The organism is Nonomuraea sp. NPDC050783 (assembly GCF_040802095.1).
Lineage (GTDB): Bacteria > Actinomycetota > Actinomycetes > Streptosporangiales > Streptosporangiaceae > Nonomuraea.
The window spans coordinates 1-25,499 of the sequence record NZ_JBFAHK010000020.1 but is presented as its reverse complement, the minus strand read 5'-3'; the positions used below and the strand labels follow the sequence as shown (position 1 = coordinate 25,499).

The 25,499-nt window shown below is 73.5% G+C and carries 26 protein-coding genes and 4 tRNA genes; 12 read left to right on the top strand and 18 right to left on the bottom strand.

What is annotated here, in order from left to right:
- Positions 1-3: 3 nt before the first annotated feature.
- The 10 genes from AB0H75_RS38235 to AB0H75_RS38190 all read right to left on the bottom strand — a co-directional run bounded on the left by AB0H75_RS38235 (position 4) and on the right by AB0H75_RS38190 (position 11,150).
- On the bottom strand, positions 4-783 hold the full coding sequence (locus tag AB0H75_RS38235) for an SDR family NAD(P)-dependent oxidoreductase (protein ID WP_367804565.1): 780 nt from the start codon (positions 781-783) through the stop codon (positions 4-6).
- A gap of 21 nt (positions 784-804) precedes the next feature.
- A complete protein-coding gene (locus AB0H75_RS38230) occupies positions 805-2,361 on the bottom strand; it encodes a phospholipase D family protein (RefSeq protein WP_367804563.1) in 1,557 nt (518 codons plus the stop codon).
- A gap of 38 nt (positions 2,362-2,399) precedes the next feature.
- On the bottom strand, positions 2,400-3,716 hold the full coding sequence (locus AB0H75_RS38225) for a sensor histidine kinase (protein WP_367804561.1): 1,317 nt from the start codon (positions 3,714-3,716) through the stop codon (positions 2,400-2,402).
- Positions 3,716-4,405 carry a response regulator transcription factor gene (locus AB0H75_RS38220; RefSeq protein WP_367804559.1) on the bottom strand — a complete coding sequence of 230 codons (690 nt, stop codon included), beginning with the start codon at positions 4,403-4,405 and terminating at the stop codon, positions 3,716-3,718. The genes AB0H75_RS38225 and AB0H75_RS38220 overlap by 1 nt, the downstream gene beginning before the upstream one ends.
- 85 nt (positions 4,406-4,490) lie before the next feature.
- The gene (locus AB0H75_RS38215; protein WP_367804557.1) at positions 4,491-5,798 is read right to left on the bottom strand and encodes a cation:proton antiporter; all 1,308 of its coding nucleotides are present in this window, start codon (positions 5,796-5,798) and stop codon (positions 4,491-4,493) included.
- A 29-nt stretch (positions 5,799-5,827) separates the two neighbouring features.
- Positions 5,828-7,165, bottom strand: a complete 1,338-nt coding sequence (locus AB0H75_RS38210) for a cytochrome P450 (protein WP_367804555.1) — start codon at positions 7,163-7,165, stop codon at positions 5,828-5,830.
- Positions 7,156-8,217, bottom strand: a complete 1,062-nt coding sequence (locus tag AB0H75_RS38205; RefSeq protein WP_367804553.1) for an alpha-hydroxy acid oxidase — start codon at positions 8,215-8,217, stop codon at positions 7,156-7,158. Before AB0H75_RS38205 ends, AB0H75_RS38210 begins: the two co-directional genes overlap by 10 nt.
- Complete coding sequence (locus tag AB0H75_RS38200) at positions 8,214-9,788, bottom strand: NAD(P)-binding domain-containing protein (protein ID WP_367804551.1); 1,575 nt, start codon at positions 9,786-9,788, stop codon at positions 8,214-8,216. Before AB0H75_RS38200 ends, AB0H75_RS38205 begins: the two co-directional genes overlap by 4 nt.
- Positions 9,789-9,981: 193 nt before the next feature.
- A complete protein-coding gene (locus tag AB0H75_RS38195; RefSeq protein WP_367804549.1) occupies positions 9,982-11,001 on the bottom strand; it encodes a phosphotransferase in 1,020 nt (339 codons plus the stop codon).
- Positions 10,998-11,150 carry a hypothetical protein gene (locus tag AB0H75_RS38190; RefSeq protein WP_367804547.1) on the bottom strand — a complete coding sequence of 51 codons (153 nt, stop codon included), beginning with the start codon at positions 11,148-11,150 and terminating at the stop codon, positions 10,998-11,000. Before AB0H75_RS38190 ends, AB0H75_RS38195 begins: the two co-directional genes overlap by 4 nt.
- 96 nt (positions 11,151-11,246) lie before the next feature.
- On the opposite strand from AB0H75_RS38190, the gene AB0H75_RS38185 reads away from it, so the two are divergent.
- Positions 11,247-11,828: a hypothetical protein gene (locus tag AB0H75_RS38185; protein WP_367804545.1), complete on the top strand. Its 582-nt coding sequence runs from the start codon at positions 11,247-11,249 to the stop codon at positions 11,826-11,828.
- Positions 11,829-11,895: 67 nt separating this feature from the next.
- On the opposite strand, the gene AB0H75_RS38180 is transcribed toward AB0H75_RS38185, so the two are convergent.
- Positions 11,896-11,967, bottom strand: a tRNA-Val gene (locus AB0H75_RS38180).
- Between the two features lie 493 nt (positions 11,968-12,460).
- Here AB0H75_RS38180 and AB0H75_RS38175 point away from each other — a divergent pair.
- The gene (locus AB0H75_RS38175; protein ID WP_020547189.1) at positions 12,461-12,877 is read left to right on the top strand and encodes an SsgA family sporulation/cell division regulator; all 417 of its coding nucleotides are present in this window, start codon (positions 12,461-12,463) and stop codon (positions 12,875-12,877) included.
- A 99-nt stretch (positions 12,878-12,976) separates the two neighbouring features.
- Here AB0H75_RS38175 and AB0H75_RS38170 read toward each other — a convergent pair whose 3' ends face one another.
- Positions 12,977-13,597: a DUF305 domain-containing protein gene (locus AB0H75_RS38170; RefSeq protein WP_367804542.1), complete on the bottom strand. Its 621-nt coding sequence runs from the start codon at positions 13,595-13,597 to the stop codon at positions 12,977-12,979.
- A gap of 81 nt (positions 13,598-13,678) precedes the next feature.
- Between AB0H75_RS38170 and AB0H75_RS38165 the strand changes: the two genes are divergently transcribed.
- A complete protein-coding gene (locus AB0H75_RS38165; protein WP_367804540.1) occupies positions 13,679-15,073 on the top strand; it encodes a hypothetical protein in 1,395 nt (464 codons plus the stop codon).
- Positions 15,074-15,125: 52 nt separating this feature from the next.
- Here the strand turns inward: AB0H75_RS38165 and AB0H75_RS38160 are convergent, their stop codons facing one another.
- The 3 genes from AB0H75_RS38160 to AB0H75_RS38150 are packed head-to-tail and all read right to left on the bottom strand — an operon-like array spanning position 15,126 to position 17,854.
- The gene (locus AB0H75_RS38160) at positions 15,126-15,956 is read right to left on the bottom strand and encodes an aminotransferase class IV (protein WP_367804538.1); all 831 of its coding nucleotides are present in this window, start codon (positions 15,954-15,956) and stop codon (positions 15,126-15,128) included.
- Positions 15,957-16,958: a chorismate-binding protein gene (locus tag AB0H75_RS38155; RefSeq protein ID WP_367804536.1), complete on the bottom strand. Its 1,002-nt coding sequence runs from the start codon at positions 16,956-16,958 to the stop codon at positions 15,957-15,959.
- The gene (locus AB0H75_RS38150) at positions 16,934-17,854 is read right to left on the bottom strand and encodes a LysR family transcriptional regulator (protein WP_367804534.1); all 921 of its coding nucleotides are present in this window, start codon (positions 17,852-17,854) and stop codon (positions 16,934-16,936) included. Before AB0H75_RS38150 ends, AB0H75_RS38155 begins: the two co-directional genes overlap by 25 nt.
- A 21-nt stretch (positions 17,855-17,875) precedes the next feature.
- Between AB0H75_RS38150 and AB0H75_RS38145 the strand changes: the two genes are divergently transcribed.
- Positions 17,876-19,108 (top strand): Rid family hydrolase, encoded by a 1,233-nt coding sequence (locus AB0H75_RS38145; protein ID WP_367804533.1) that lies wholly within the window; start codon positions 17,876-17,878, stop codon positions 19,106-19,108.
- On the opposite strand, the gene hutH is transcribed toward AB0H75_RS38145, so the two are convergent.
- The 3 genes from hutH to AB0H75_RS38130 all read right to left on the bottom strand — a co-directional run bounded on the left by hutH (position 19,089) and on the right by AB0H75_RS38130 (position 21,976).
- Positions 19,089-20,639 carry a histidine ammonia-lyase gene (hutH, locus tag AB0H75_RS38140; protein WP_367804532.1) on the bottom strand — a complete coding sequence of 517 codons (1,551 nt, stop codon included), beginning with the start codon at positions 20,637-20,639 and terminating at the stop codon, positions 19,089-19,091. The genes AB0H75_RS38145 and hutH overlap by 20 nt on opposite strands.
- Positions 20,640-20,655: 16 nt before the next feature.
- Positions 20,656-21,363: an ArsR/SmtB family transcription factor gene (locus tag AB0H75_RS38135; protein WP_367804531.1), complete on the bottom strand. Its 708-nt coding sequence runs from the start codon at positions 21,361-21,363 to the stop codon at positions 20,656-20,658.
- A gap of 61 nt (positions 21,364-21,424) precedes the next feature.
- Positions 21,425-21,976 (bottom strand): hemerythrin domain-containing protein, encoded by a 552-nt coding sequence (locus AB0H75_RS38130; RefSeq protein WP_367804530.1) that lies wholly within the window; start codon positions 21,974-21,976, stop codon positions 21,425-21,427.
- Positions 21,977-22,098: 122 nt separating this feature from the next.
- On the opposite strand from AB0H75_RS38130, the gene AB0H75_RS38125 reads away from it, so the two are divergent.
- From AB0H75_RS38125 to AB0H75_RS38090, 8 genes are all read left to right on the top strand, one after another.
- The gene (locus tag AB0H75_RS38125; protein WP_367804529.1) at positions 22,099-22,824 is read left to right on the top strand and encodes an SDR family NAD(P)-dependent oxidoreductase; all 726 of its coding nucleotides are present in this window, start codon (positions 22,099-22,101) and stop codon (positions 22,822-22,824) included.
- 81 nt (positions 22,825-22,905) lie between these two features.
- Positions 22,906-22,977 (top strand) — tRNA-Gly (locus AB0H75_RS38120).
- Positions 22,978-22,992: 15 nt separating this feature from the next.
- Positions 22,993-23,063: transfer RNA gene (locus AB0H75_RS38115), tRNA-Cys, on the top strand.
- 5 nt (positions 23,064-23,068) lie between these two features.
- A tRNA-Val gene (locus tag AB0H75_RS38110) sits at positions 23,069-23,143 on the top strand.
- A gap of 238 nt (positions 23,144-23,381) precedes the next feature.
- On the top strand, positions 23,382-23,624 hold the full coding sequence (locus tag AB0H75_RS38105; protein ID WP_367804528.1) for a hypothetical protein: 243 nt from the start codon (positions 23,382-23,384) through the stop codon (positions 23,622-23,624).
- Entirely contained in the window at positions 23,599-24,111 is a 513-nt protein-coding gene (locus AB0H75_RS38100) for a DUF6879 family protein (RefSeq protein ID WP_367804527.1), read from the top strand. Before AB0H75_RS38105 ends, AB0H75_RS38100 begins: the two co-directional genes overlap by 26 nt.
- Before the next feature lie 9 nt (positions 24,112-24,120).
- Positions 24,121-24,969, top strand: coding sequence for a helix-turn-helix domain-containing protein (locus AB0H75_RS38095; RefSeq protein ID WP_367804526.1), 849 nt, complete (start codon positions 24,121-24,123; stop codon positions 24,967-24,969).
- 91 nt (positions 24,970-25,060) lie between these two features.
- Positions 25,061-25,354: a hypothetical protein gene (locus tag AB0H75_RS38090; protein WP_367804525.1), complete on the top strand. Its 294-nt coding sequence runs from the start codon at positions 25,061-25,063 to the stop codon at positions 25,352-25,354.
- Positions 25,355-25,499 lie beyond the last annotated feature (145 nt).

Genomic DNA, 25,499 nt, shown 5'->3' with positions numbered 1-25,499 from the left:
GGGTCAGCGGAGGTAGGACGCCCCGTTGAGGTCCAGGACGGCGCCGCTCGCCCACTCCGCCTCCGGGGAGGCCAGGTACACCACGGCCGCGGCGATCTCCGCCGCCCGCGCCACCCGCCCGAACGGGCTCTGCGCCCGGATGGCGTCGCCGCCCGGCGCCTTGAGGTGCTCGCCGGTCATGTCGGTCTCGACGAACCCCGGCGCCACCGAGGCGACCGCGATGCCGTGCGGGGCGAGCGCGACGGCCAGCGACTGGGCGAACGCGTTGAGCCCCGCCTTGCTGGCGCCGTAGGCCGGGCCGTCGGGCTCGCCGCGGTAGGCGCCGCGCGAGGAGACGTTGACGATCCGGCCCCCGGCCGGCATGTGGCGGATCGCGCACCAGGTGACGTTGGCGGGGCCGATCAGGTTGACGTCGAGAGTGCGCCGCCAGTGGTCCTGCCACTCCTCGTAGCCCACCTCGGTCACCGGGTGGCTCAGGAAGATCCCGGCGTTGTTGACCAGCACGTCGATGCCGCCCAGCGCCTCGGCGGCCGCGTCGACCATGCGCCGCACCTCGCCGGGGTCGGCCAGGTCGGCCTGGACGACGGCGTGCCCCGTGCCGGGCAGCTCGCCGGCCAGCTCGCGCGCCTGCCCGGCGGAGTCGCGGTGGTGGACGGCCACCCGGTCGCCGCGCTCGGCGAAGGCGGCCGCGACGGCCCGCCCGATCCCGCGCGAGGCGCCGGTGACCAGCACGCCGCGCCCCTTCGCCCGCTGCCCGTTCTCGTCGTCGTGTGCGCTGCTCATCCGCCGCACCCTAGCAGCGCGCTAGAACCCGCCCGACCGGCGGAGGGCGGGTGGCCGTCCGTCGGGGTCCACGGCGAAGCGGTAGAGCGGCATCGCCATCACCTTCTGCAGGCGGGACAGGGTGGGCGGCGGGTGCGGCCGCAGCCGGCCCGGCGGGCGGGCCCCGGCCTGGCCGCCCCGGTGCCACTCCTCCAGCCGGGACGCCGCCCGCTCGAACGCCGCGAAGGCGGCGGCCGGGTCGCACAGCTCGTCCTGCTCGCCGGCGGGCAGGTCCAGGTGCTCGGCCATGAGGGTCAGCCGCAGGTCGCGGGCGAAGCGCCGGGCGCCGTGCGGCGGGCGCGGGTCCTCCCGCTCGTCCAGCACCGCGCAGCTCAGCTCCGAGTCGTACGTCCACGAGCGCAGGTTGACGTTGTCGGAGCCGATCGTGGCCCACACGTCGTCCACCACGCACACCTTGGCGTGCACGTAGATCGGGGTGCCCTGGTGGTTCTCCAGGTCGTAGATGGCGACCCGGTCGCCGCCGGCCGAGTGCAGCCGGGCCAGCGCGTCGGCGCGGCCGATGAGGCTGGCCGGGCCGGCCAGCCAGCCGTCCTGGTCCGGGTGGCGCGGCACGACCACGATCATGCGCAGGCCGGGCTCGCGCTCCAGCGCCTCGGCGAACGGCTCGATGACCTCGGTGGACCACAGGTACTGGTCCTCCAGGTAGACGATCGAGCGGGCGCGGGCCAGGACCTTGCGGTAGGCGCGGGCGATGCTGCGCTCGCCGTCCGGGGCGAACGGGTAGCCGGCGCGCCTGGACGGGTACGTCCGCAGGAGCTGCACGGCGTGCCGCCCGGCGGGCGGCGGGGGCGGCCCCGGCTCGGGCAGCGGCGGGGCGTCGTCGAGCCGGTTGAAGTGGTCGCGCAGCCGGCGCAGCGGGTCGCGGGTCTCGGGGGCGGGGTCCTGCCAGCGCTCGCAGAAGACCTTCCCGACCTCGGCGACGGCCGGCCCGTGGATGGCGGCCTGGACGTCGTGCCAGGGCGGGCGGGGGCCGTACACGTCCGGCATGGGGCAGCTCTGCGGGTCGCCCAGGTGGTCGGCGTCGTCGCGGCGGCTGTGGCACAGGTCGATGCCGCCGACGAAGGCGACGTCCCTGGACGGGTCGCGGTCGTGCCGCAGGATGACGAACTTCTGGTGGTGGGCGCCGCCCGGCCTGGTGCGCGTGTCCAGCAGGGCCTGGCCGCCGGCGGCCTCGATGCCCTCGCCCAGGTGGCGGTTCTCGGCCGAGCTGAAACGCAGCAGGTCCAGGTGGGAGCGCCAGATGAGGCCGCGGACGATGGCGCCGCGCTCGGCCGCCGCGGCCAGGGCGGCGCTCACCGTGGGGCCGTCGGGGGTCAGGCGCTCGTCGGGGTCGCCGCGCCAGTCGGCGAACAGCAGCAGGTCGTCCTTGCCGAGCTGCTCCAGGCAGGAGCGCAGCTCGGCGAAGTAGGTGGCCCCGTGGACCAGCGGGCGCACGTCGTTGCCGGTCGACCAGGGCGCGAGCGTGGTCTCCCGGTTGCCTCGTTCCTCCTCGGTCAGGAACCAGTCCTCGATCCGCATTCCGTCCCGCTTACCCCGTGCGGGCGCGAAGATGCGCCTCAGGCGGGCTCCTTCTCGGGGCGGGCCGGCTCCGGGGCCGCGTCCACGGCGGGCAGGACGGCGGGAAGGCGCAGGGTGAAGGCGGCGCCGCCGCCGGGGCGGCCGTCGGCGGTGACGGTGCCGCCGTGGCCGGCCACGACCTCGCGGACCAGCGCCAGCCCCAGCCCGAACCCGCCGCCCACGAACGGGGTGAACAGGCGCTCGGCGTCGGCGGGGTCGAGCCCGGCGCCGTCGTCCCTGACGGTCAGCTCGACGGCGCCGCCGCGCGCGGCGAGCGTCACCCAGATGTGCCCGCCGGGCGCGGTGTGGCCGAGGGCGTTGTCCAGCAGGGCCGCGATCACCCGGCGCAGCGCGGAGCGCACACCGCGCACGACGTGGTGCCGGTCGCCGTCGTCGCGGCGCAGCTCGATGACGACGCCGGCGGCCTGGGCGCGGGCGCCCTCGGCGACGACCTGCTCGGCGGCCAGCGCCGCCAGGTCCACGGGGGCGAAGGGCCGGTCGAGCTGCTGGAAGCGGGCCGAGCGCAGCAGGTCCTCGACGACCTCGCCGAGCTGCCCGCTGCCGGTGACGAGCTGGTCCACCTCGTCGAGCAGCAGGATGGGGTCGCCGCCGCCGCGGATCTTGCGGGCCAGGAGCTGGGCGCGGGTGTTGAGCCGGGTCAGCGGGGTGCGCAGCTCGTGGCTGAGGTCGGCGGCGAAGCGGCGCTGCCGGGCCAGCGCCTCGCCGAGCGGGGCGATCGCGCGGCGGGAGACGACCTGGCCGATCAGCAGGGCGGCCAGCAGCCCGGCGCCCTCGGCGAGGGCGAGCGTGCGCAGCAGGCGGGCGCGCTCGGCGGCCGGGTAGTACAGGTCCATGACGGCCTGGACGACCTGGCCGCCGCGGCGCTCGGTACGCACCAGGTACTCCCGGCCGGCCGCCTCGGCCCGCGTCACGCGCGGCTCGCCGCCGGCGGCGACCCGGTCCAGCTCGGCCCGTACCGGCAGGCCGGCGGGCGCGCCGGGCGAGGCCAGCTCCCACCCGGCGGCCCGCTCGAACAGCCACACGCAGGGCGGCGGGTACGCGACGGGCGAGTGCCGGGCGGCGGCGGCCAGGTCGCGGCGGGCGGCCTCGTCCTGGCCGTGCGTCATGAAGCAGAGCACCAGCACGCCGACGGCCGCGAGCACGGCCGAGACCGCCGCGGCGACCTGCACGGTGAGCCTGCGCCGGGCGCGTACGAGCAGCCGCCGCTCCGGCCCGTGACCGTCGCGGGGACGGCGGCCGACCCCGCCGTCCCAGGGACCGCCGGGCCGCCGGCGGGCGGTGAACGCGCGGCCCATCACAGCCCGCCCAGGCGGTAGCCCACGCCGCGCACGGTGCGCACGACGTCCGGCCCCAGCTTGTTGCGCAGGTAGTACACGTAGGTGTCCACGATCGACTCCGTGCGCGCGCCGTCGAAGACCCGCTGCCGCAGCGACGCGCGGGTGTGCACCTGGCGCGGCCGCACGGCCAGGGCGCTGAGCAGCCGGCACTCCCGTGCCGACAGCGTGACCTGCCCGCCGCCGGGCAGCCGGACGAGACGGGCCTCGGCGTCCAGCCAGCCCGCGCCGAGCGGCAGCAGCGCGGCCTGGTCGAGGTTCCTGCGGCGCAGGGCCCGCACCCGGGCCAGCAGCTCCTCGACGTCGAACGGCTTGACCAGGTAGTCCTCGGCGCCCGCGTCCAGCCCGGCGACCCGGTCGGCGACCGTGCCGAAGGCCGTCAGCACGAGCACGGGCGTGACGACCGCCTGCCTGCGCAGCCGCCGCAGCAGGTCGATCCCGTCGATGGCGGGCAGGCCGCGGTCCACGATGAGCACGTCGTAGGAGCGGCTGAGGCCGAGGTGCAGCCCCCGCTGGCCCTCCGTGGCCAGATCGACCGCGTACCCCTCCTCGGCGAACAGCTCCACCAGCAGGTGTGCCAGTTCGCGGTCGTCCTCGACCAGCAGCAGCCGACGGGAGGAGGGGTCGGCCGTGTCCGGTGTGCCAGCCACCAGACCACGTTGACATCGATGTCAGGTAAATGCCAGGTCCACTTCGCGGGTGATCCCGATACCCGCGCCCTGAGCTGGGCGTTCGTCAGGAATTGGTCCTGACGAACGGGGTTTGCGCGGGTCGCGGGGCGGCCGGTTCGAGGCGGTCGGGCAGCGCCAGCTTGTACAGCGGCAGCGCGCCGGCGGTGGTGAGCACGGCGACCAGCACGAGCATCGCGAACAGCTCCTGGGTGATCATGCCCTGCGCCAGGCCGATGTTGATGAAGATGAGGATCATCAGGCCGCGGGCGTTCATGAGCGCGCCCACCGCGTACGACTCCCGCCACCCGAACCCGAGCCCCCGCATGGCCAGCGAGCAGCCGAAGTACTTCCCGCTGAACCCGGCGGCCAGGATCAGCGCGAACGCCGCCAGCATCGTGCCGCCCACGATGCCGCCGAGGTGGGTGTTGAGCCCGGAGAAGGTGAAGAAGACCGGCAGCAGCAGGGTCGAGACGACCTCCATCATGCGGCCGTGCAGCGCCTGGCGGAAGACCGGGTCCCGGGGCATGGCCAGGCCGGCGAAGAAGCCGCCGAAGACCGAGTAGACGCCGATCCAGTCGGTGACCCAGCCCGCGGCGAGCGGGACCAGGACGACCGCGTACATGGCGTTCGGGCCGAACCGGCCGGTGCGGGCCACCGTCCGGCCCAGGGGCCGCAGCAGGGGCGCGACGACCTTGAGCATGACGACGGCGAACACGGCGGTCAGCACGATCGTGGGCAGCGCCCCCGACGGGCCGGTGCCGAGGTGCATGGCGGACAGGACGGCGAGCAGGCACCAGGCCAGGGCGTCGTCGATGGAGGCGGCCAGCAGCGCGAGCCGGCCGAGCGGGGAGTTCTCCAGGCCGCGCTCGTACAGGATCCTGGCCAGCATCGGGAAGGCGGTCAGCGACAGGGCGCCGCCGACGAACAGGGCGAACGGGAGGGGGCCGACGTCGGGGCGGGAGAGCGTGCCGTGCAGGAGCAGGCCGGCGCCGACGCCGAGCAGCATGGACGGCAGGATGCCGGAGGCGGCCAGCACCCCGGCCTTGCGCACCTCGCCGGGGGTGCGGGCGCCGTGGTCGAGGCCGGCGCCGACGAGGAACATGTAGAGGGTCAGGCCGATCGTGCTGAGCACGTACAGGACGGGCCGGACCGTGGGCGGGAACAGGGCCGCCTGGGCCTCCGGGAACAGCCGGCCGAGCAGGGTGGGGCCGAGCAGCACGCCGGCGACCATCTCGCCGAGCACGCGCGGCTGCATGACGAGCTGCGCCAGCCGGCCGCAGACGGCGGCCGCGACGAGGATGACGACGAGGGCGGGCAGGACCTGGAGCACGAGGGCCAGGTTCGGGTCAGGGGCGGTCATGAGCAGCGGCATCCGGTCTCTCCGTAGAACGGTCAGAACGGTCAGCGGTCCGTGGTACGGGCGAAGTGGCGCTCGCACAGGCGCAGGCGGCGCGCGTCCCACACCATGAAGGTGCCGAGGACGAGCTGGACGAGGCCGCGCCAGACGTCCTCCCAGCGGTCGCGCAGCCGCATGCGGGCCAGCGCGGCGCGGGAGGGTCCGGGGCCGCCGAGCGGGGTGAGCAGGCAGGGCCCCCGGTTCGGCAGCGAGCGGGTGTGGGCGGCGGAGGAGGCCAGGGCGTAGCGTCCGAGCACCTCCCGGGCGGCGGCGCGCATGGCGAGGGGGGCGAGCCGCCAGGCGGGGCAGGGGCGGTTGGCGGCCACGCCGAACGGGATGTGGTTGAGGTCCTTGGCGGGCCCGTCCAGGCGGGCGGGGTCGAAGCGGGAGGGGTCGAAGCGGCCGGGGTCGTCGTGCCCGGCGCGGTGGAAGGCGGGGTAGTCGAAGCAGAGCACCGACCCGGCCGGGATGACGTGCCCGCCGAGGTCGATGGGGCCGGTCGTGACCCGGTGGGCGATGCCGAACAGCGGGTGCAGCCGCAGGGACTCGGCGATGACGCGGTCGAGATGGCGGTCGTCGCCGCGGCGGGCCTCCTCCTGCGCCCCGGGGTGCTGGGCGAGCGTCATGAGCAGATGGGCCATGGCCTCCGAGAGCTGGACGACCGCCGTGTTGAAGAACGCGCCCTGCAGGTGGTACGCCTGCTCCAGCGGCGTCAGGCCGGCCGGCAGGGGCACCCGGACGTCGGGGAGCCGGCCGAGCAGATACCTGGTGAGGCGCTCGCGGCGGTCCATGTGGCGCAGGCCGCAGCACTTGAGCGCGGTGACCACGTCGTCGGCGTTGGCCACGACGAGGTCGCGGGCCTCGGGCGGGCAGGGCTCGGCGAAGACCAGCTCGTAGGAGAACTCGGCCCACAGCGGCATCATGAGGTCGCGCAGCCGGACCCGGCCGGCCACCCCGGCGAGGGCGCGGGCGGCGCACCGGCGGGCCAGCTCGGCGGCCTCGGGGCGGGGCACGGCGAGCAGGGCGCGGGTGACGCGGGCGACGGCGTCGTAGCGCTCCCCCGCCTCCAGGTGCTCCTGGTGCATCTCGGGGCCGGGAGCCAGCCAGTACCAGAACAGGTCCGACAGCGCCGCCCCCTCGCTGCGGCCGGTCGCGGCCGGGTGGGCGTACAGCTCCCTGAAGCGCTCGACGCCGGCCAGGGGGCCGGGCACGGGGATGCCCTCGTCGCCGTTGATCCGCTGGAAGACCCGCACCCGCAGCGCGACGATCCGGCCGGGCAGCCACCACGGCAGGCTCGCCAGGGCGGCGGCCAGCGCGAGCCCGATCACGATCGTCACCGGCATGGCCGCCGCACCAGGTCCGGGCCGAGGTCGGCGGGCGAGGCGCAGCCGCACAGCGCGAGCGCGTGCTCGAACTCGGCGCGCAGCAGGGCCAGCACCCGGCTCACGCCGCGCTCGCCCGCGGCGGCCAGCCCCCAGATCACCGGGCGGCCGACCGCGACCGCGGCGGCGCCCAGGGCGAGGGCCTTCAGCACGTCGGTGCCGCGCCGCACCCCGCCGTCCAGCAGCACGGGCACGGCGCCGCCGGTGGCCGCGACGACGTCCGGCAGCAGCTCGACGGCGGCGGGAACGGTGTCGAGCTGCCGCCCCCCGTGGTTGGACGCCATGATCGCGGCGACGCCGTGCTCCACGGCGAGGCGGGCGTCCCCGGGATGCGTGACGCCCTTGAGCACGACGGGCAGCCCGGTGGCCCTCCTGAGCCGGTCGAGGTCGGCCCACGACAGCTCGGGGCTCATGACGATGGGCCGCACCCGGCCGCCCTCCGCCGGGTCGCGCAGGTTCTCGCAGCACAGGTGCGCGGGCAGGTCGTGGAAGCCGTTGCGCAGGTCGCGCTCGCGCGTCCCGTGCGCGGGCGAGTCGGCGGTGACGACCAGGGCCTCGCAGCCGGCCGCCTCGGCGCGCCGCACGATCCGGTCGGTGAAGGCGGCGTCCGGCTGCAGGTAGAGCTGGAACCACAGCCGGGCGCCCGGAGCGGCGGCGGCCACCTCCTCGACGGCGACGGTCGAGGCCATGCTGACGATCATGACGGTGCCCGCGGCGGCCGCGGCGCGGGCCGTGGCGCGCTCGCCCTCGGGGTCGGCGAGCCGGTGGAAGGCGGTCGGCGCGACGAGCACGGGCAGGGCCGCGGGCCGGCCGAGCAGGGTGATCGCGGGATCGGGCGGGCCCGCGCCGCGCAGCACCCGGGGCAGCAGGCCGATCCGGGCGAAGGCGTCCTCGTTGGCGCGGGCCGTGATCTCGTCCCCGGCGCCGCCGGCGACGTAGTCGTAGTGGACGGGGTCGAGGCGGGCGCGGGCGGCCTCCTCGAACTCGCGCAGAGTTCGCGGCTGCGCGCTCATCGCGGCAGGAGGGCGGCGGTCCGGCGGGCGAAGAACTCCCGCAGCGGCGCGGCGTGGATCTCCTCGGAGTTCCACTCGTTCTCCAGGTTCTCGGTGATGTGGTGCACCGCCGGCGGCCGGCCGGGCAGGTGGTGGCGGACCACGGGATGCAGGTAGTGGCCCTCGTGGGCGCGGGCGGCGTCGCCCTGGCCGATGCGGGTCACGGTGACGTCGAAGGGGTCGTTCTTGTCGTGGTCCGGGCCGTACTCGAGGGTGATCGTGAAGTGGCCGTGCTCGCCGACGGGCGGGCCCTCCAGGTCGTACGGCACCTCCTCCAGGTAGCGGGCGGTGCCGTCGCCGCCGGGCACGATGACGTCGGCCAGCAGCCCGAACTGCTGCCACAGCGCGGAGGTGCGGTTGACCCTGTCCAGGACGGCCCCGGCCAGCGCGGCCGGCTCGGCCGGCAGGGTGACGCCCGGCCAGGGCACGCCGTGGTGGCGCTGTTCGAGCACGCGGTGCAGGGCGCGGGCGCCGTACCGGAAGCCGTGGATGAAGCCGCTGGTGCCCTGCTTGAAGTCGCGGGACTGGGTGATGGTGCCGGCGAAGTACAGGCCGGGGACGTTGACCGACTCGTAGGCCGGGGTGAGCGCCGGGAAGCGGCCGTCGATGACGAGGTCGGGACGGCAGCCGTCGGCGAAGATCGAGGCGTCGAAGCGGAAGCCGGTGCACAGGATGACGCGGTCGTAGGGGATGTCCTTGGTGACCTCGTCCGCCCGGATGAAGGCGACCGTGACCAGGTAGGTGCCGTCGGGGCGGCGGGCGATGCGCCGGACGTGGCCGTCCAGCAGCGCGTTCTGGGACTTGAGCTGGTAGGTGTCGAGCAGGCCGTTGTTGATCGCGCGCAGGTGGCCGACGTAGTGGGTGCGCCAGGCCATGCGGACGGAGTTGGGGCCGGCGACGTGGATGACCGCGGCGGTCTCGATGAGGTTGTCGGCGGTCTCGAAGGCCGAGTTGCCCTTGCCGATGATGAGCACCCGCTGGTTCAGGTAGGCGGCGGGATCGACGGTGGCCTCGCCGTAGAGCTCGGCGGTCTCGACGCCGGGGATGGGCGGGACGTTGGGGAGGCTGACGCCGGTGGCGACGATCACCCGCCGGGCCCGGTGGGTCCGGCCGTGCGCGTCGGTCGCCTCGAACGGCCCGTCCGGCGGCTCCGGGCGGGCGATGCGGGTCACCCGGGCGTCGCAGGTGACGGCCAGGCCGGCGCGGGCGGCGAAGTCGCCGAGGTAGCGGACCATGTCGTCGGCGTGCGGGAAGTAGCGGTCGCTGTAGCGGGTGAACAGCAGGTCCGGGTCGTCGGTGAGCAGGGAGTTCCAGTCCATGCGCAGGTTCAGCTCGGGGTCGTCCCAGCCGGTGTTCTTCTTGTTGATGGAGATCAGGGTGCGGTGGCGCGGGAAGCCGAGGAAGAAGGCGCCAGGGACGGGGCCGCCCTCCAGGATCCGGTAGTCCCGCCCCGCGCGTTGCAGGAGGTGGCCGAGCTGCAGACCCGCCGGGCCCGCGCCGATCACCAGGTAGTCCAGGACGTCGTGGGGCACTGCCGCCTCCCTCGCCGGGTGGTTGAAAGGACAACGGCAGTGTGCGCGGGCGATTCTCAGAGATTGCTCAGAACGCTCAGGCCCGAGCGGCCCCGGCGGTCACGGCCCGACGGTCAACCAGTCCGACGGTCAACCGGCCCGACGGTCAGCCAGTCCGGCGGTCAGCCGGCTCAGCGGTCAGCCAGTACGGCGGTCACCCCGCCTGGCGGCAGCGGTCGAGGAGGCGGTCGATCCTCGCCCTGGTCAGGGGGCGGGCGAGCATCGCGCACAGCCGGTCGCGCGCCCTGGCCCGGTTCTCCCCGGACTCCTCCCCCTCGCCGGCGAGGGCCCGCCCGGCATAGAACTCCAGCAGGTGCCCCTGCTCGGCGACGGCCATCGAGAAGTCGGCCGCCTCGCGCACCCGCGCCGGGCCGCCCGCCTCCAGGTACGCCCGGTACGCCACCCCGGCGTCCTCCTCGGGCAGGTCGGCGAGCACCTTGGCCAGCTCCCACCCCGGGATCGCCGGCCCGCTGTTCTCCCAGTCGAGCACCACCACCCCGCCGTCGCGGGCGCGGCGGACGTTCTCGGGGTTGACGTCGAGGTGGCAGGTGACGAGCGCCGCCGGGTCGGGCGGCACCACCAGCTCGTCCAGCGCGACCAGCTCCGGCAGCGCCTCGCGGAACGCCTCCCGCCAGTCGCCTGCGTCCACCCCGGGACGACCTTCCCGTCCCGTCCCCTTCCCGGAGCCGGAGGGCCGCCCCGCCCTCTGTCCCGAAGGGTCCGCCCGCTCGGCCGCCGCCGCCAGCGCCGCCCATCCCGCGTGCCCGACCGGCTCGGCGAACCACGCCGCCGCCGGCCCCTGAGCCGGATGCCCGACCAGGTGCAGCCGGGCGGTGACGGCTCCCAGCTCGACCGCGCCGACCCGCGCCGACGGCTCCAGCTCGGCCCACTCGTAGACCCGCCACCGCCCGCCGGCCACCACGTCCCCGGACACCGTGCGCACGGGCCGCGGCAGGCGCACGCCCGCCTCCGCCGCGGCGAGCTGGAACGCCACGTCCGCCCGCGCGTCGGCCTCCCGCAGGGGCACCAGCGCCTCCTTGACCGCCCAGGAGCCGCGCCGGGTGTCCAGGCGCCAGATCCGCCCCAGCTCGCCGCGTGCCGCGTACGTGGCCGGCCCGACCGGCTCCCCCAGCCCGTAGGCCGCCGCGACCTCCTCCACCGGTACCCCGCTCACGCCGCCCCCCGCCCGCTCCCCGGGCGGCGGCCCCGCCGCCCGAGAAGCCGCTCCGCCCCTTCTCTCGCCGGCACCACCAGCGGCGCGTCGTGGAAGCGCCGGGTCGCGCCCCGCCACGCCCAGTCGTACCCGGTGTCCTGCCCGGTCATGGAGGGGATCTTCAACGGTGTGCAAGCGCCACGCAAGCGTGTCCCCCTTTACTGATCACGGCAACGGATCACCCTACGCGGACGAGGAGCACGACGGTGGCGGGCAAGGACAGGTTGTTCCCGATCGGGGTGGCGATGGAGGTGGCCGGCACGCTGGCGCTGGCGACCGGCGCCGCCGGGATGCTGCTGGTGTGGCCGATCCCGGACTGGACGATGGTCGCCTTCCCGGCGGGCATGGTGCTGACGATCCCCGGCGCGTTCCTGATGATCATGGGCCGGGTGAACCGGGCGACGCACCAGGTCATGGCGGGCCTCGCCCACGATCCGGCCCCGGCGGGCCTCGCCCGCCCACCGGCCCCGGCCGGAGCGGGCGGGCACGTGTCGGCCGCCGACGTCATCGCGCGCGGCACGCCCGTCATGGCGACGGTGCTGGGCACGTTCTCGACGGACGGCATGACCGCCGGCAACGGCGACCCGATCCTGGGTCTGCACCTGCGCGTGCCGGGCCCGCACGGCCCGTACGAGGTGCGCCTGGCCCACCGCGTGCCACCGCAGTATCTGGCCCTGGTCTTCCCCGACACCCGGCTCCCGGCCGTGATCGCCCCCGAGGACCCGGGGAAGGTCGCCATCGACTGGGACAGGGTCCCCGCCACCCCCGAGGCGCTGAGCGGCCTCTGAGCCGGGTGCCGCCGGCACGAAAAAGCCCCCGCCCCACTGGCGTGGGACGAGGGCTTCTCACTGGCGGTGGGCGATACTGGGATCGAACCAGTGACCTCTTCGGTGTGAACGAAGCGCTCTCCCGCTGAGCTAATCGCCCGCCTGACGGCTCCTCGCGTTGCCGACGGGAAAACCATACCGCACTCTGGCACCTGCTGGCGAAGCGAAGCGATCGTGGAACGGGCGGGCCGCGACCGGGCTGCGGGCGGGCGGTGATCGCGAGAGGGCGTCGGGTGATGACCGGAGAGGGATTCAGGGTGAAAGGCGGCGGTTGCCCACCGGCGATGGGGGTCGGTGACATACCATCGTCGTGTTCCGGAAGGCACCGGTCGCGATCTTTCGAGAGAAACGTTCATGGTCGAGCGTTCCGGGACAGGCTCGACAGCACGCAAAACCCTTGCAAATGCCACCCGATTGATGCCGTTTAGCCTGGTAGAGGGTTAAATGTCCAGCTGTGATGTGCGTTACAGAAGGGCCCTGAGGCGGAATCTTTCCTACAGGTTTCTTCGTTCCGCGTCATAGCTCAGGACGAAGTCCGTCAGAGCAGTGAAAGCCCCGAAGAGGGGACCTACGACGAAAAGGTTTGGCTGACGATGAACAGCACCACCGTCTCCGCCGAGCTTGGCCTTCGGCTAGTGGTCCCCGACCGTACTACCGTCCCCCTGCTCGCCGGACTGAGCTACACGGCCGACGATCCGTACGCCATCCGCATGGCCTTCCACGTAGGGAACGACGAGCCGGTCGAGTGGATCTTCGCCCGCGAGTTGCTGACCGTGGGCATCGTACGGCGTGTCGGCGACGGCGACGTGCAGGTATGGCCCGCGCGCGCCGACGGCGAGCGCACGCTCCACATCAGCCTGACCTCACCGTTCGGCCAGGCGTTGTTCGAGGTGCCGCTGGCGCCGCTCACCGAGTTCCTGCACCGGACGTACGAGAAGGTGCCGGCGGGGCGTGAGACCGATTTCATGGACCTGGACGCCGAGCTGACCAACATGCTCTGGCCGTCCTGAGACCTGCCGTCCTGAGACCTGCCGTCCTGAGACACCCGGACACCGACGCGCCGAAGGGGCGGGCCGAGGAGCCCGCCCCTTCGGCGTTCCCGGGGGTCGTCACGCCGGCAGGGCCTCCAGGGCCGCGCGCATGCGGGCGATCTCGATGCTCTGCCCCGAGTACACGTCCTTGGCCAGCAGCCGCATGCGCAGGTCGCGGCCGCCGGCCAGTTCCTCCCCCGCCATCTTCACCGCCCCCTCGTGGTGCCGGGTCATGAGCCGCAGGAACAGGCGGTCGAAGGCGGTCCCGCGGGCGGCCCGCAGCGCGTTCAGCTCCTCCTCCGTGGCCATGCCGTAGCCGGGCGAGCCCGGCGAGGCGTGGGCGTGCGCGGCGGGGGCCGGGCGGCCCAGCTCGGCGAGCCAGCTCGTCATGGTCCTGATCTCGGGCGTCTGGGCGGCGGTGATCGCGCGGGCCACGGTGCGGATCGCGGGCGTCGTGGTGCGCTGCTCGACCAGGGACGTCATTTCCAGGGCCTGCCGGTGGTGCGGGATCATGGCTTCGGCGAAGCGCACGTCGGCGGCCACCGTCGGCCGTGGCGTCCGGCCCACCCGCTCGCCGGGCGTGGCCGTGCGCGCGGGCGCCCCGGGGTCGGCGGGCACGATCACGGGCGCGCCCGTCCCGACCGGGGACGGCTGCCGCGCGGGCTGGGCGGCACAGGCGGCGAGCCCGAATATCGCCATAACTGTGATAAACGCCGTACGCGACTGCGAACCTGCTGACATAGCTTCCATAGTGAGCTACGAGACAAAGGGGAATGCGCGTTGATCTCTGCCAAGTTGCGCGGAGCGGTGGCGGGCGCGGCGGTGCTGCTGCTGGCCTCCGCGTGCGCCGGCGGCGGGCCGGCCTCAGGGGCGCCGGACAGCTCAGCCACCACACAGCAGGAGACCAGCGCTCCGGCCGGCACGTCCGCCCCCTCGGCCGCGGACGGCGTCATGACCAGCGACAACGTCAAGCAGGTCGCGCACCTGCCGAGGACCGCCCCGTTCGACGGGCGCGACGACATCAACACGGACCTGGCCTTCCAGGGCGACTACGCCTTCCAGGGCAACTTCGGCGGTTTCGCCGTCTACGACATCAGCGACCCCACCAAGCCCCGCACGGTCGCCCAGGTGGCCTGCCCCGGCCAGCAGAACGACGTCTCGGTCCACGAGAACCTGCTGATCCTCTCCATCGACGAGCCGGTCTCCGGGCCGGAGTGCGACGCCGACGAGGACGAGCCGGCCTGGGAAGGGCTGCGCATCTTCGACATCAGCGACAAGAGCCACCCCCGCTACGTCGGCGCGGTCGCGACCGAGTGCGGCTCGCACACCCACACGATGGTCCCGGACGGCGACAGGCTGTACGTCTACGTCTCCTCGCCCGGCCCGGTGCCCGACTCCGAGACCTGCCCGGCGCCGCACGAGCTGATCCAGATCGTGGAGATCCCGACGGGCTCGCCGCAGTCGGCGCGGGTGGTGGCCAAGCCCGACATCTTCCCCGAACGCCAGCGCTCCGAGCTCGCCTCGGGCTGCCACGACATCACCGCCTACCCGGAGAAGAAGCTCGCCGCGGCCGCCTGCTTCGGCGACGGCGTGCTGCTCGACATCTCCGACCCGGTACGGCCGAAGGTGCTCCAGCAGCTCACCGACACCCAGAACTTCTCGATCTGGCACTCGGCGACGTTCAACAACGACGCGACCAAGGTCGTCTTCAGCGACGAGCTCGGCGGCGGCGGCCAGGCCACCTGCGACAGCGGCACGCCGCGCACCAAGGGCGCGAACGCCGTCTACGACCTGGTGAACGGCAAGCTGGAGCTGCGCGGCTACTTCAAGATCCCGCGTGACCAGCAGCAGGACGAGAACTGCGTGGCCCACAACGGCTCGCTGATCCCGGTGCCGGGCAAGGACGTCATGGTCCAGTCGTGGTACCAGGGCGGCGTGTCGATCTGGGACTTCACCGACTCGGCCGCCCCCAAGGAGATCGGCTACTTCGAGCGCGGCCCCCACCGGCCGGTCACCGTGGCGGGCTCCTGGTCGGCCTACTACTACAACGGCTACATCTACTCCAGCGACATCACCGAGGGCCTGGACGTCCTGGAGATCGACGACCCGCTCACCGACCCGGCCAGGAAGGTGAAGATGGACGACTTCAACGTCCAGACCCAGAAGAGCTACTAGACCGGCGGACGGGCCCCGGGCGCGCCGGGGCCCCGCCGGTCACGGGTCGAGGTCACGGGTCGAGATCTCCGGCCGAGCGCTCGGCGAAGACCCGCATGGCCTTGGTGGTGACGGGGCCGGGGGCGGCCGGCAGCTCGGTGTCGTCCACGAGCCCGATCGGCTGCACGTCGCGGGTGGTGGAGGTGAGGAAGGCCTCCTCGGCCTCGTACAGGGCCGACAGGGGCACGTCGGCCTCCTCGCCGCCGCACCATTCCAGCACCAGCGCCCGGGTCACGCCGGCCAGGCAGCCGGACTCCAGGGTGGGGGTGACCAGGCGGCCGTCGAGGACGACGAAGATGTTGGAGCCGGTGCCCTCGCACAACCGGCCCGCCAGGTTGCCGAAGATCGCCTCGCCGGCGCCGCGCTTCTTGGCGTGCAGCAGGGCCTTGGCGTTGTCGCCGTAGGAGGTGCTCTTGACGCCGGCCAGCGCGCCGCGCTCGTTGCGCGGCCAGGGGACGACGGCGACGCTCGCGGTGGCGGGGAACGGCTTCTGCTCGTCCACGATGACGATCGAGGTGGTGCCCTGGTCGCCGCGGTCGGAGCCGAGCGGGCCCGGGCCGCTGGTGTAGGTGATGCGGATGCGGCCCAGCTCCCACGCGGGGGCGGCCTCCAGGCAGCGGGCGACGCCGTCGGCGATGGCCTCGATGTCCGGCTCGGGCAGGTCCATCCGCCGGGCGGAGAGCCTGAGCCGGTCGAGGTGACGAGTGAGCGCGAACGACCTGCCGTTGACGATCTTGATGGTCTCGAACACGCCGTCGCCGACCATGAGCCCGTGGTCGAAGACCGAGACGGTGGCCTGGGCGGGGTCGATCAGCTCCCCGTTGACCCAGACAGGGATGTTCATTCAGTTTCCTCCTGTGGATGCCAGGGCGATGAGCCTGGCTGCTTTGAGCTCGGTCTCGAGCCATTCGCGCCCGGGGTCGCTGCCCCACGTGATGCCCGCTCCCGTGCCGAACCGGATCTCGCCTGCCGAGATCTGGAAAGTCCTGATGCCCACGGCCAGCGCCGCCGTGCCCCGGTCGGCGTCGACCCAGCCCACCGTGCCACAGTACGGCCCCCGGGGGGCTGCTTCGAGCTCATTGATGACGCGCAGCGCCGAGGACTTGGGCGCGCCGGTGACGGACCCGGGCGGGAACGTGGCCGCGAACAGCTCCGGCCAGCCGGTCCCCGGCGCGAGCCTGGCGCGCACGGTGGAGACGAGGTGGACCAGCCCGGGGTGCTCCTCGATCGCGCACAGCTCGGGCACCTCGACCGAGCCGACGGCCGCGACCCTGCCCAGGTCGTTGCGGACCAGATCGACGATCATGACGTTCTCGGCGTGGTCCTTGTCGAGCAGGTCGGCGGCGGTCGCGCCGGTGCCCTTGATCGGCCGGGACTCGACGACGTCGCCGTCGCGCGACAGGTAGAGCTCCGGCGAGGCGGTGACCACGCTCAGGCCGGGGACGCGGACCACGCCGCCGTAGGGGGCGGGGTTGCCCTCGGCGAGCCGGGCGGCCAGGGCGAGGGGGTCGGCGCCGGGCGGGAGCGGCGCGGTGAGCACGCGGCACAGGTTGGCCTGGTAGACCTCGCCCCGCTCGATGAGGGAGCGGATGGCGCGCACGCCGCGCTCGTAGGCGTCGCGGTCCAGGGAGCTGCGCCACTCGTCCGGGCGCGGGCCGTGCCAGGGGACGGGCGGGCGGGGCAGGGGCGCGCGGCGGGTCCGGTCGAAGCGGGCGCAGGTGACCTTGCCCTCGTAGTCGACGACGACGGCCCACCAGCCCTCGCCGTCGAGCGCGGCCAGGTCGGAGGTCACGTCACGCAGCCCGGTGGCCAGAGTGCCACCTAAGTGGGCAAAACCGTCGTACACGCTTGCCATTCTCCCAGCAGTTCGACGAGCTCCACCGCCGCGGGCAGGGGGTCGTCCGGCAGGGCCGCGTACACCCGGCGCACCGGGGCGGGGCCGAGCAGGGGGCGCAGCACCAGGCTGGGCGGCACGGCGCGGGCGGCCAGCTCCGGCACCAGCGTCACGCCGAGCCCGGCCGCGACGAAGCCGAACTTGCCCGTCCACTCGGCCACCCGCAGCCCGCCGCGCGGCGTGAACCCGGCGGCGGCGCACGCGGCGAGCAGCAACGTCGGCTGGCCGCTCGGGGCGGCCTCGATCCAGCGCTCCCCGGCCAGCTCGCGCAGCTCCACCTCGGCCGCGCCGGCCAGCCGGTGCCCGGCGGGCAGCGCGACCAGCAGCCGGTCCTCGCACAGCTCCACGAGCCGGCCGGCGCCGACCGCCGGCAGGCCGGCCGGGTAGTCGCTGATGACGGCGACGTCCAGCGCCCCGGCGCCCAGCCGCTCCAGCAGCCGGACGGTCAGGCCCTCGACCAGGCGCAGCTCGACGCCGGGCCGGCGGGCGGCGAAGCGCTTGAGCGTGCCCGGCACCAGGTCCACGTTGGCGGTGGCGAACGCGCCCAGCCGCAGCGTGCCGCCCATCCCCGCGTGGATGGCGGCCAGCTCCTCCCCCGCCCGGTCGAGCCGGTCGAGCACGGCGACGGCGTGCCGGTGCAGGGCGGCCCCGGCGGGCGTCAGCCGTACCCCGCGGGCCAGCCGCTCGAACAGCGGCCCGCCGGCGGCCCGCTCCAGCGCGGCGACGCGGCGGGAGACCGCCGACTGGGTGTAGCCGAGCAGCTCGGCGGCGGCCGTGAAGGAGCCGCCGCGGGCGACCTCATCAAAAAGGCGGAGCGCGGCGGCGTCGAAGGCATTCTGTTCATGCATGGCTGATATGCAATCTAGTCGGTGGTGGAATACCGGGCGTCCCGCTTCACTGAGGACGTGATTGCTTTTCTCGGACAGGGACGCATGGGCGTCCCCATGGCCCGGCGGCTGGCGGAGGCCGGGCCCGCACTCGGGCACGACGTGACGACGTGGCGGCGCGGGACCGGTGTCCCGGTGGCTGCGGCGGTGGAAGGCGCGGACCTGGTCATCACGATGCTGAGCGACCCGGCCGCGGTACGCGAGGTGCTGACGGCGGCGCTGCCGGGGCTGCGGCCCGGCGCGACGGTGATCGAGATGTCCACGATCGGCCCGGAGGCGGTGCGGGAGCTGCGGGCGCTGCTCCCCGCCGAGGTGGGCCTGGTGGACGCGCCGGTGCTGGGCAGCGTGGGCCCGGCCGCCGAGGGCACGCTGACCGTCCTGGCCGGCGGGGACGTGGCGGGCTGCCGCGAGGTGCTGTCGGTGTTCGGCACGGTGCGCGAGCTGGGCCCGCTGGGCGCGGGCGCGGCCATGAAGCTGGCCGTGATGAACGCCGTCGTGCCCGCCCAGGTGCTGCTGGCCGAGACGCTCGCGTACGGCCGGGCGCACGGCGTGGACCGCGAGGCGCTGCTCGACGTGCTGGCCGGCACCCCGCTGGGCGGGCTGGCCGAGCGGCTGCGCGTGCCCGCCCCCGAGACCCGCTACTCCCTCGCGCACGCCGCCAAGGACCTGGAGCTGGGCGCGTGGCAGGGCGCGACGGTGGCGGCGGCCGCCCGCGCCCGGCTGCAGGAGGCGCGGACGGCCGGGCTGGGCGAGCGCGACCTGACCGCCATCGCCGGGCACGTGGACGGCGGCCCGGCGGCCACCGCGCGGGCGGTGCCGCTCAACCTGGCGACGGTCCCGGCCACCAACGGCATGTACTCGCACGCGGTGCGGGCCGGCGACACCCTCTACGTCTCCGGGGTGGCGGCCTTCGACGAGGACGGGAAGGTCGTCGGCGAGGGCTCGATGACGGCCCAGGCCGAGCACGTCTTCCAGGTCATCGGGCGCATCCTCGCCGACCAGGGGGCCGGGTTCGGCGACATCGCGTTCGTCCGGACGTACCTGACGGACATGGACGCCCGCGCCGAGTACGGCGCGGTGCGCCGCAGGTACCTCACCGGCACTCCCCCGGCCAGCACCACCGTGGAGGTGTCGCGGCTGTTCATGCCGGGGCTGCTGCTGGAGGTGGACCTGATCGTCGCCCTGCCGGAGCGGGTCACTCCAGGGGGCCGGTGACCGTCTCCACCGCGCCGACGACCCCGCCCTCGGCGACCAGCCGGACGGCGGCCTCGATCTCCGGGGCCAGGAACCGGTCGGGCCCGGGGGCCGGGACGGTCTCGCGCAGCGCCCGCACCACGGCGGCCGTGGCGGGCGCGGGCCGCAGGGGGGCGCGCAGGTCGAGCGCGCGGGCGGCGGTCAGGACCTCGATCGCCAGCACGCGGGTGAGCCCGTCGATCGACCTGCGCAGCTTGCGCGCGGCCGACCAGCCCATGGACACGTGGTCCTCCTGCATGGCGGAGCTGGGGATGGAGTCGACGCTGGCGGGCACGGCCAGGCGCTTCAGCTCGGAGACGATCGCGGCCTGGGTGTACTGGGCGATCATGTGGCCGGAGTCCACGCCGGGGTCGTCGGCGAGGAAGGCCGGCAGCCCGTGGTTGCGGGCCACGTCCAGGAAGCGGTCGGTGCGGCGCTCGGACATCGAGGCCAGGTCGGCGGCGACGACGGCCAGGAAGTCCAGCACGTACGCCAGGGGCGCCCCGTGGAAGTTGCCGTTGGACTCCACCCGGCCGTCGGCCAGCACGGCCGGGTTGTCCACGGCGGCGGCCAGCTCCCGCTCGGCGACGGTGGCGGCGTGCGCGATCGTGTCGCGGGCGGCCCCGGCGACCTGCGGGGCGCAGCGCAGCGAGTAGGCGTCCTGGACGCGGGTGCAGGCGCCGGGGTCGCGGTGGCTGGCCATGATCGCCGACTCGCGCAGGACCTTCACCATGTTGGCGGCCGAGCGGGCCTGGCCGGGGTGCGGGCGCAGGGCCTGCAACTCGGGGGCGAACACGCGGTCGGTGCCGAGCAGCGCCTCGACGCTCATCGCGGCGCTCACGTCGGCGGTCCTGACCAGGCGGGTGAGGTCGTGGACGGCCAGGACGAGCATGCCCAGCATGCCGTCGGTGCCGTTGATCAGCGCCAGGCCCTCCTTGGCGGCCAGCTCGACCGGCTCGATCCCGGCCTGCTTGAGCGCCTCGGCGGCGGGCAGGACCCTGCCGTCGCGGTCGCGGACCACGCCCTCGCCCATGAGGGTGAGCGCGACGTGCGCGAGCGGCGCCAGGTCGCCGGAGCAGCCGAGGCTGCCGTACTCGTGCACGACCGGGGTGATGCCGGCGCTGAGCAGCGCGGCGAGGGTCTTGGCCGTGGCCGGGCGGATGCCGGTGTGGCCGGTGGCGAGGGTGCTCAGGCGCAGCAGCATGAGGGCGCGCACGACCTCGGTCTCGACCTCGGGGCCGCTGCCGGCGGCGTGCGAGCGCACGAGCGAGCGCTGGAGCTGGGCCCGCAGCGCCGGGTCGATGTGCCGGGTGGCCAGCGCGCCGAACCCGGTCGAGATGCCGTACGCGGGGACGGGGCTGTCGGCCAGCTCGTCCACCCGCTGGCGGGCGGCCGCCACGGCGGCCACGGCGTCGTCGGTGAGCCGGACGGCGGCCCCGTGGCGGGCCACGTCGATCACGTCCTGGAAGCTCAGCGGTCCGGGGCCGACGTCCACGACTCCGTTGTCGCGCATGATCGCTCTCCCTGGGTCAGGTAACTGGTGTATGCGATGTTAGCTCCTTACTCGGGAACAGCGCCGCGAGCCCTTCCCTGCCCGCGTCGGTGAGGATCACCGCACGTGGGACGGTGCCGCGCCGGTACCAGCCGCGCTCGAACAACGCGTGCGTGACGGCGGCGCCGAGCGCCCCGCCGAGGTGGGCCCGGCGCTCGGTCCAGTCCAGGCACTCGGGCGCGAACCTGCGCCGCGAGCCGCGCGCGCCGGCCACGTCCACGCCGAGCCCGGCCAGCAGCCGCTCGCCCTCCCCGGTCAGGTCGGCGCCGGCGTAGTAGCCGCCGGCGCGCAGGCCGTCGAGCAGCCCGACCCCGGCGCGGCCGGCCAGGTGGTCGTAGCAGGTGCGGGCCTCCTCCAGGAGCCTGGCCTGGCGCGACTGGCGCAGCGAGCGGACCGGCGGGCGGGTGCTGATCCTGGCCATGACCTCCAGGACCTCGGCCACCTCGTGGGAGGCCAGGCGGTAGTAGCGGTGGCGGCCCTGGCGGACGACGTCCACGAGCCGGCCCTCCAGCAGCCGGGCCAGGTGGGCGCTGGCGGTGGCGGCGCTCACGCCGGCGACCCTGGCCAGCTCGCCCGCCGCGAGCGCGCGGCCGTCCAGCAGGGCGGTGAGGATGGCCGCCCGGGTCGGGTCCGCGATGAGCGCGGCGACCGGGGCGATGTCGGCGTCTCGGGTGATGGGCTCCATGCTCACGACGGTAGTACGGCCACGTTTCGCCCCGCGTCGAAGCGTGTGTGCGTGGGGGCGCTCACGTCCTGCCGAGGGCCCTGCGGATCGCCTCGCGGGCCCGCTCCATCAGCGCCGCCGGGGTGCCCACCAGCAGGTTCGCCGTGGCCGACTCGACGCCGGGCAGCGGGTGGTGCGGCGCCAGCGCCTCGGCGGCCTGGACCGCCGCCGCCATCGCCCGGCGCTCCACGGGCGTGGTGCACGCGCGCAGCCTGGTGAACTCGTAGCGCTCCTCGCCGCGCGCGTGCGCGGTCACGGCGGCGCGCAGCTCGGCCAGGCGGTCCCAGAAGCGGGGGTCGTCCACGCCCGCGCGGTGCAGGGCGTGCAGGAGCCGCTTGGCGACGCTCTCCTCGCGCAGCCGGTCGGCGACCACGCCCTGGCCGTCGCCGAGCTTACGGCGGGCGTACGGGTGGACGATCTCCTCCTCGGCCGTCTCGTGCACCGACAGCAGGCGGGTCAGCCGGCCGAAGGCCGCCTCCAGCTTCTCCGGCGGCGCCTGCTCGACCTCGTCGAACAGGTCCCTGATGCGTCCGTGCTGGGCCATCAGCAGGTCGATGACGTCGTGTTCAGCCACGCCCGGCGGCCTACCCGCGCCGCCCGCCGGGCACGCGCCCCCTTACCGAACGCGGGCCGTTCGGGGACCCAACGCGGGGACCGGGACGGGCGGGCTCCCCGGACGGGGTTACAGTCGCACGCATGGACTCCGTCGCCCTCGTCACCGGGGCCTCGCGCGGCCTCGGAGCCGTGATCGCCCGCCGGCTCGCCGCCGACGGCTTCGCCGTGGCCGTCAACTTCCACCGGGACGCCGACGGCGCCGCCCGGGTGGTGGCGGCCATCCGCGCCGAGGGAGGCACGGCGCGGGCGTTCCCCGCCGACGTCACCGACGAGGGCGCGGTCGCCGAGCTGGCCGAGCGGGTCGCCGAGGGCCTCGGCCCGGCCGGCGTGCTCGTGGCCAACGCGACCGGCCCGCAGCCGTCCGTGCCCTTCGCCGAGCTGACCTGGGAGGACCACCTCGACCAGCTCCGCTTCTTCGTCAAGAGCCCGACGCTGCTGGTGCAGGCGCTGCTGCCGGGCATGAAGGAGCGGGGCGGCGGCCGGGTGATCCAGATCGGCTCCGACATCGTGGACCGCCGGCTGCCCGGCATGTCCGCCTACATCGGGGCCAAGGCCGCCCAGCACGCGCTGACCGAGGTGTGGGCGCGCGAGCTGGGGCCGTACGGGATCACGGTCAACGTCGTCGCGCCCGGCTGGATCCCGGTCGAGCGGCACGCCGGGCTCGACCCGGCCGGCTACCTGGCGGAGGTGCCGCTGGGGCGCATGGGGACGCCGGAGGACATCGCGGCGGCGGTGGCGTTCCTGGCCTCGCCGGGCGGCGCGTTCGTCACCGGGCAGCGCGTCACGGTCAACGGCGGCCACACCTGACCTGGGCGGGCGTTATCCAGTTTGGGTACTCGGCCGAGATTCGCTAGAGTTCTCTCGTCGCCCGGCGCGAGCGGGGCGCACGCGGAAGTGGCTCAGTGGTAGAGCATCACCTTGCCAAGGTGAGGGTCGCGGGTTCGAATCCCGTCTTCCGCTCGGAGCTTCCGGCTCGGTGGCGTGGCCGAGAGGCGAGGCAGCGGCCTGCAAAGCCGTCCACACGGGTTCAAATCCCGTCGCCACCTCACAAGGACGATTAGCTCAGCGGGAGAGCGCTTCCCTGACACGGAAGAGGTCACTGGTTCAATCCCAGTATCGTCCACCAGGCTCCATGACAGACCAGGTCCGACCTGGTCGTACAGGAGATGAAGCCCCAGCTCACGGCGTATGTCGCGAGTCTGGGGCTTCTTGTTGTTCCTGGCTGATTGCGACAGTTGCCAGCACCGGTGATGACTTGGTGATGACCTCACAGGGACATCTCGGTGGTTCCCTTACGGGGTTCGGCCGCAGTTCAGGCTCGTCGGTGTGCAAGTTCACGCACACCCCGAGCAGCGGAGGCCGTCATGGCGCTACGGTTCATCGGCATCGACGGCACCAGCGAGCACGGCGGCTGCCCGTCGGTCTGGGTCGATGACAATGATGGAAGCTTCGTGATTCAGGGGATCACGGTCACAGATCCGTCCGTCGTGGAGCAAGTTGTGGCCCGAAGCCCTCTCGCACCCGGCGAGATGATCGTCAAGCTCCCAGCGCATATGCGTGGCTACCTCGTGGAGGCGTGTGGTGAACGCAAGCCCGACCCTGAATGAGCTGCTGGACGGTTGCACGCGCTCAGCGATGCATCTGGAGATGCGCGATGGCTATGGCCGCTCAAGCCCCGGCTTTCGTGCATGGCTCGAGGAAAAGCCCTTTGATCGCACAGACTTCGACGCTCCCTGGGTCAGCCTGATCAGGAGAACCGTTGCCCGTGGCGTTGTGGTTCGCCGGGCTCGCATCATCTCAGAGCCCATCAGCGACTACATCCGTTACGAACACTCGGCTACGCCATACGCCAACCTTGCGGGGGGTGAGCAGGTCCGCTGGTTGCCCCGCCACCAGTCGTCCGATCTCACCCTGCCGGGGAATGACTTCTGGCTGTTCGACGATCGGCTGGTGCGCTTCGGCCTGCACTCAGGCGATGGCGAGGCCACGGGTTATGAGTTCTCCGAAGATCCGGCCGTGGTGAAGCTGTACGCGTCCGCGTTCGAGGCGGTATGGCAACGTGGAATCGACCACGCGGAGTACCATCCAGCCTGATCATCGCACGTGTCCACATCGCCGTCCTCCAGCGCGCAGGAAGCGCGCCTAGCCATTGGGAAGAGGCTGCGAGAGATCCTGCGCGAGTCCGGCCTGACCGCTCGGACGGTGGCGCAGGCCGCCGGATGGGATGAGTCCAAATGCTCCCGGCTCATCCACGGCCGCACCCTGCCGTCGGATGAAGACATCCGCGCTTGGTGCCGGATCTGCGCGGCCGAAGGCGAAATCCCTGATCTGATCGCTGCCACCCGAGATGCCGAAGGCATGTACGTGGAGTGGCGACGCTTGCAACGCAGCGGCATGAAGAGACTGCAACAGTCGCGAGTATCGCTCTATGAGCAGACTCGGCTGTTCCGCTTTTACTGCTCGCAGTTCATGCCCTGGCCTCTTCAGACACCTGGCTACATGCGAGCGGTGTTGACGGCCTTCGCCGAGTTCCACGATGCACCGCGCGACATTGACGAGGCGGTCACGGCGAGGACTGCTCGCAGCCGCCTGCTGTACGAGGGGGACCACCGCTTCGCGATGGTCATGGAAGAGTCGGTCCTGCATGACCGGATCGCGGACGATGATGTCATGGCCGGTCAGCTCGGCCAGCTCCTTGAGGGGATGTCCCTGCCGTCCGTGTCGCTGGGCATCATCCCGTCCGACGCGCGGCGGAAGCTGTGGACCATGGAGACCTTCTCGATCTATGACGACAAGCGCGTGTTCGTGGAGCTGTTGTCAGCAGGCGTGACGATCACCCAACCACGAGAAATCGCCCTGTACACCAAGGGGTTCACCGAACTGGCTGCGCACGCAGTGCATGGTACGCAAGCGCGGTCTTTGATCACGAAGGCAATCGGGTCTCTTGGCTGACCGCGCAAGTTCGTACAAGTTCGTTGAGTAGGCGTAGACGCAGGTCCTAGCGTCGAAGCACGGTACCCGGACAGACGCTCGTGGAGACCCGATGACAGCCAGGAAGACCAAGACAGAAGCCGCTCCGGACAACCGCCTCGCAGTGCGCCGGGTGGGAAGATCCACGATCGTCGAGATGTGTGACCTGGCGGACCCCGAGGACTCCGTCTTGATGAGCGCGAAGGTGTGGGTGGACTTCAAGTCCAAGGTCCGCTCTGGTCGGTCGCATCCGAAACGGGATGGCGACTACGTGATATTCGAGATCGAAGACGACTCGATGGCCCGGCGTCGCACTCAGATCCTTTCCCGGCCAGCGCCCCCACAGCAGCACGCGACTGGTGGCTGACGAACTTCGTCATCAGCCGCGCCACCGCCCTCGGGCCGCCTGGCCCGAGTGGAGGAGGGCAGACAGATGGATCTGTACGCGAAGGATCTCGGAGTCCTGGAGTTCCGCCGCCTGTGCGGCGGCAACCAGCAGGAGGAGGAGATGG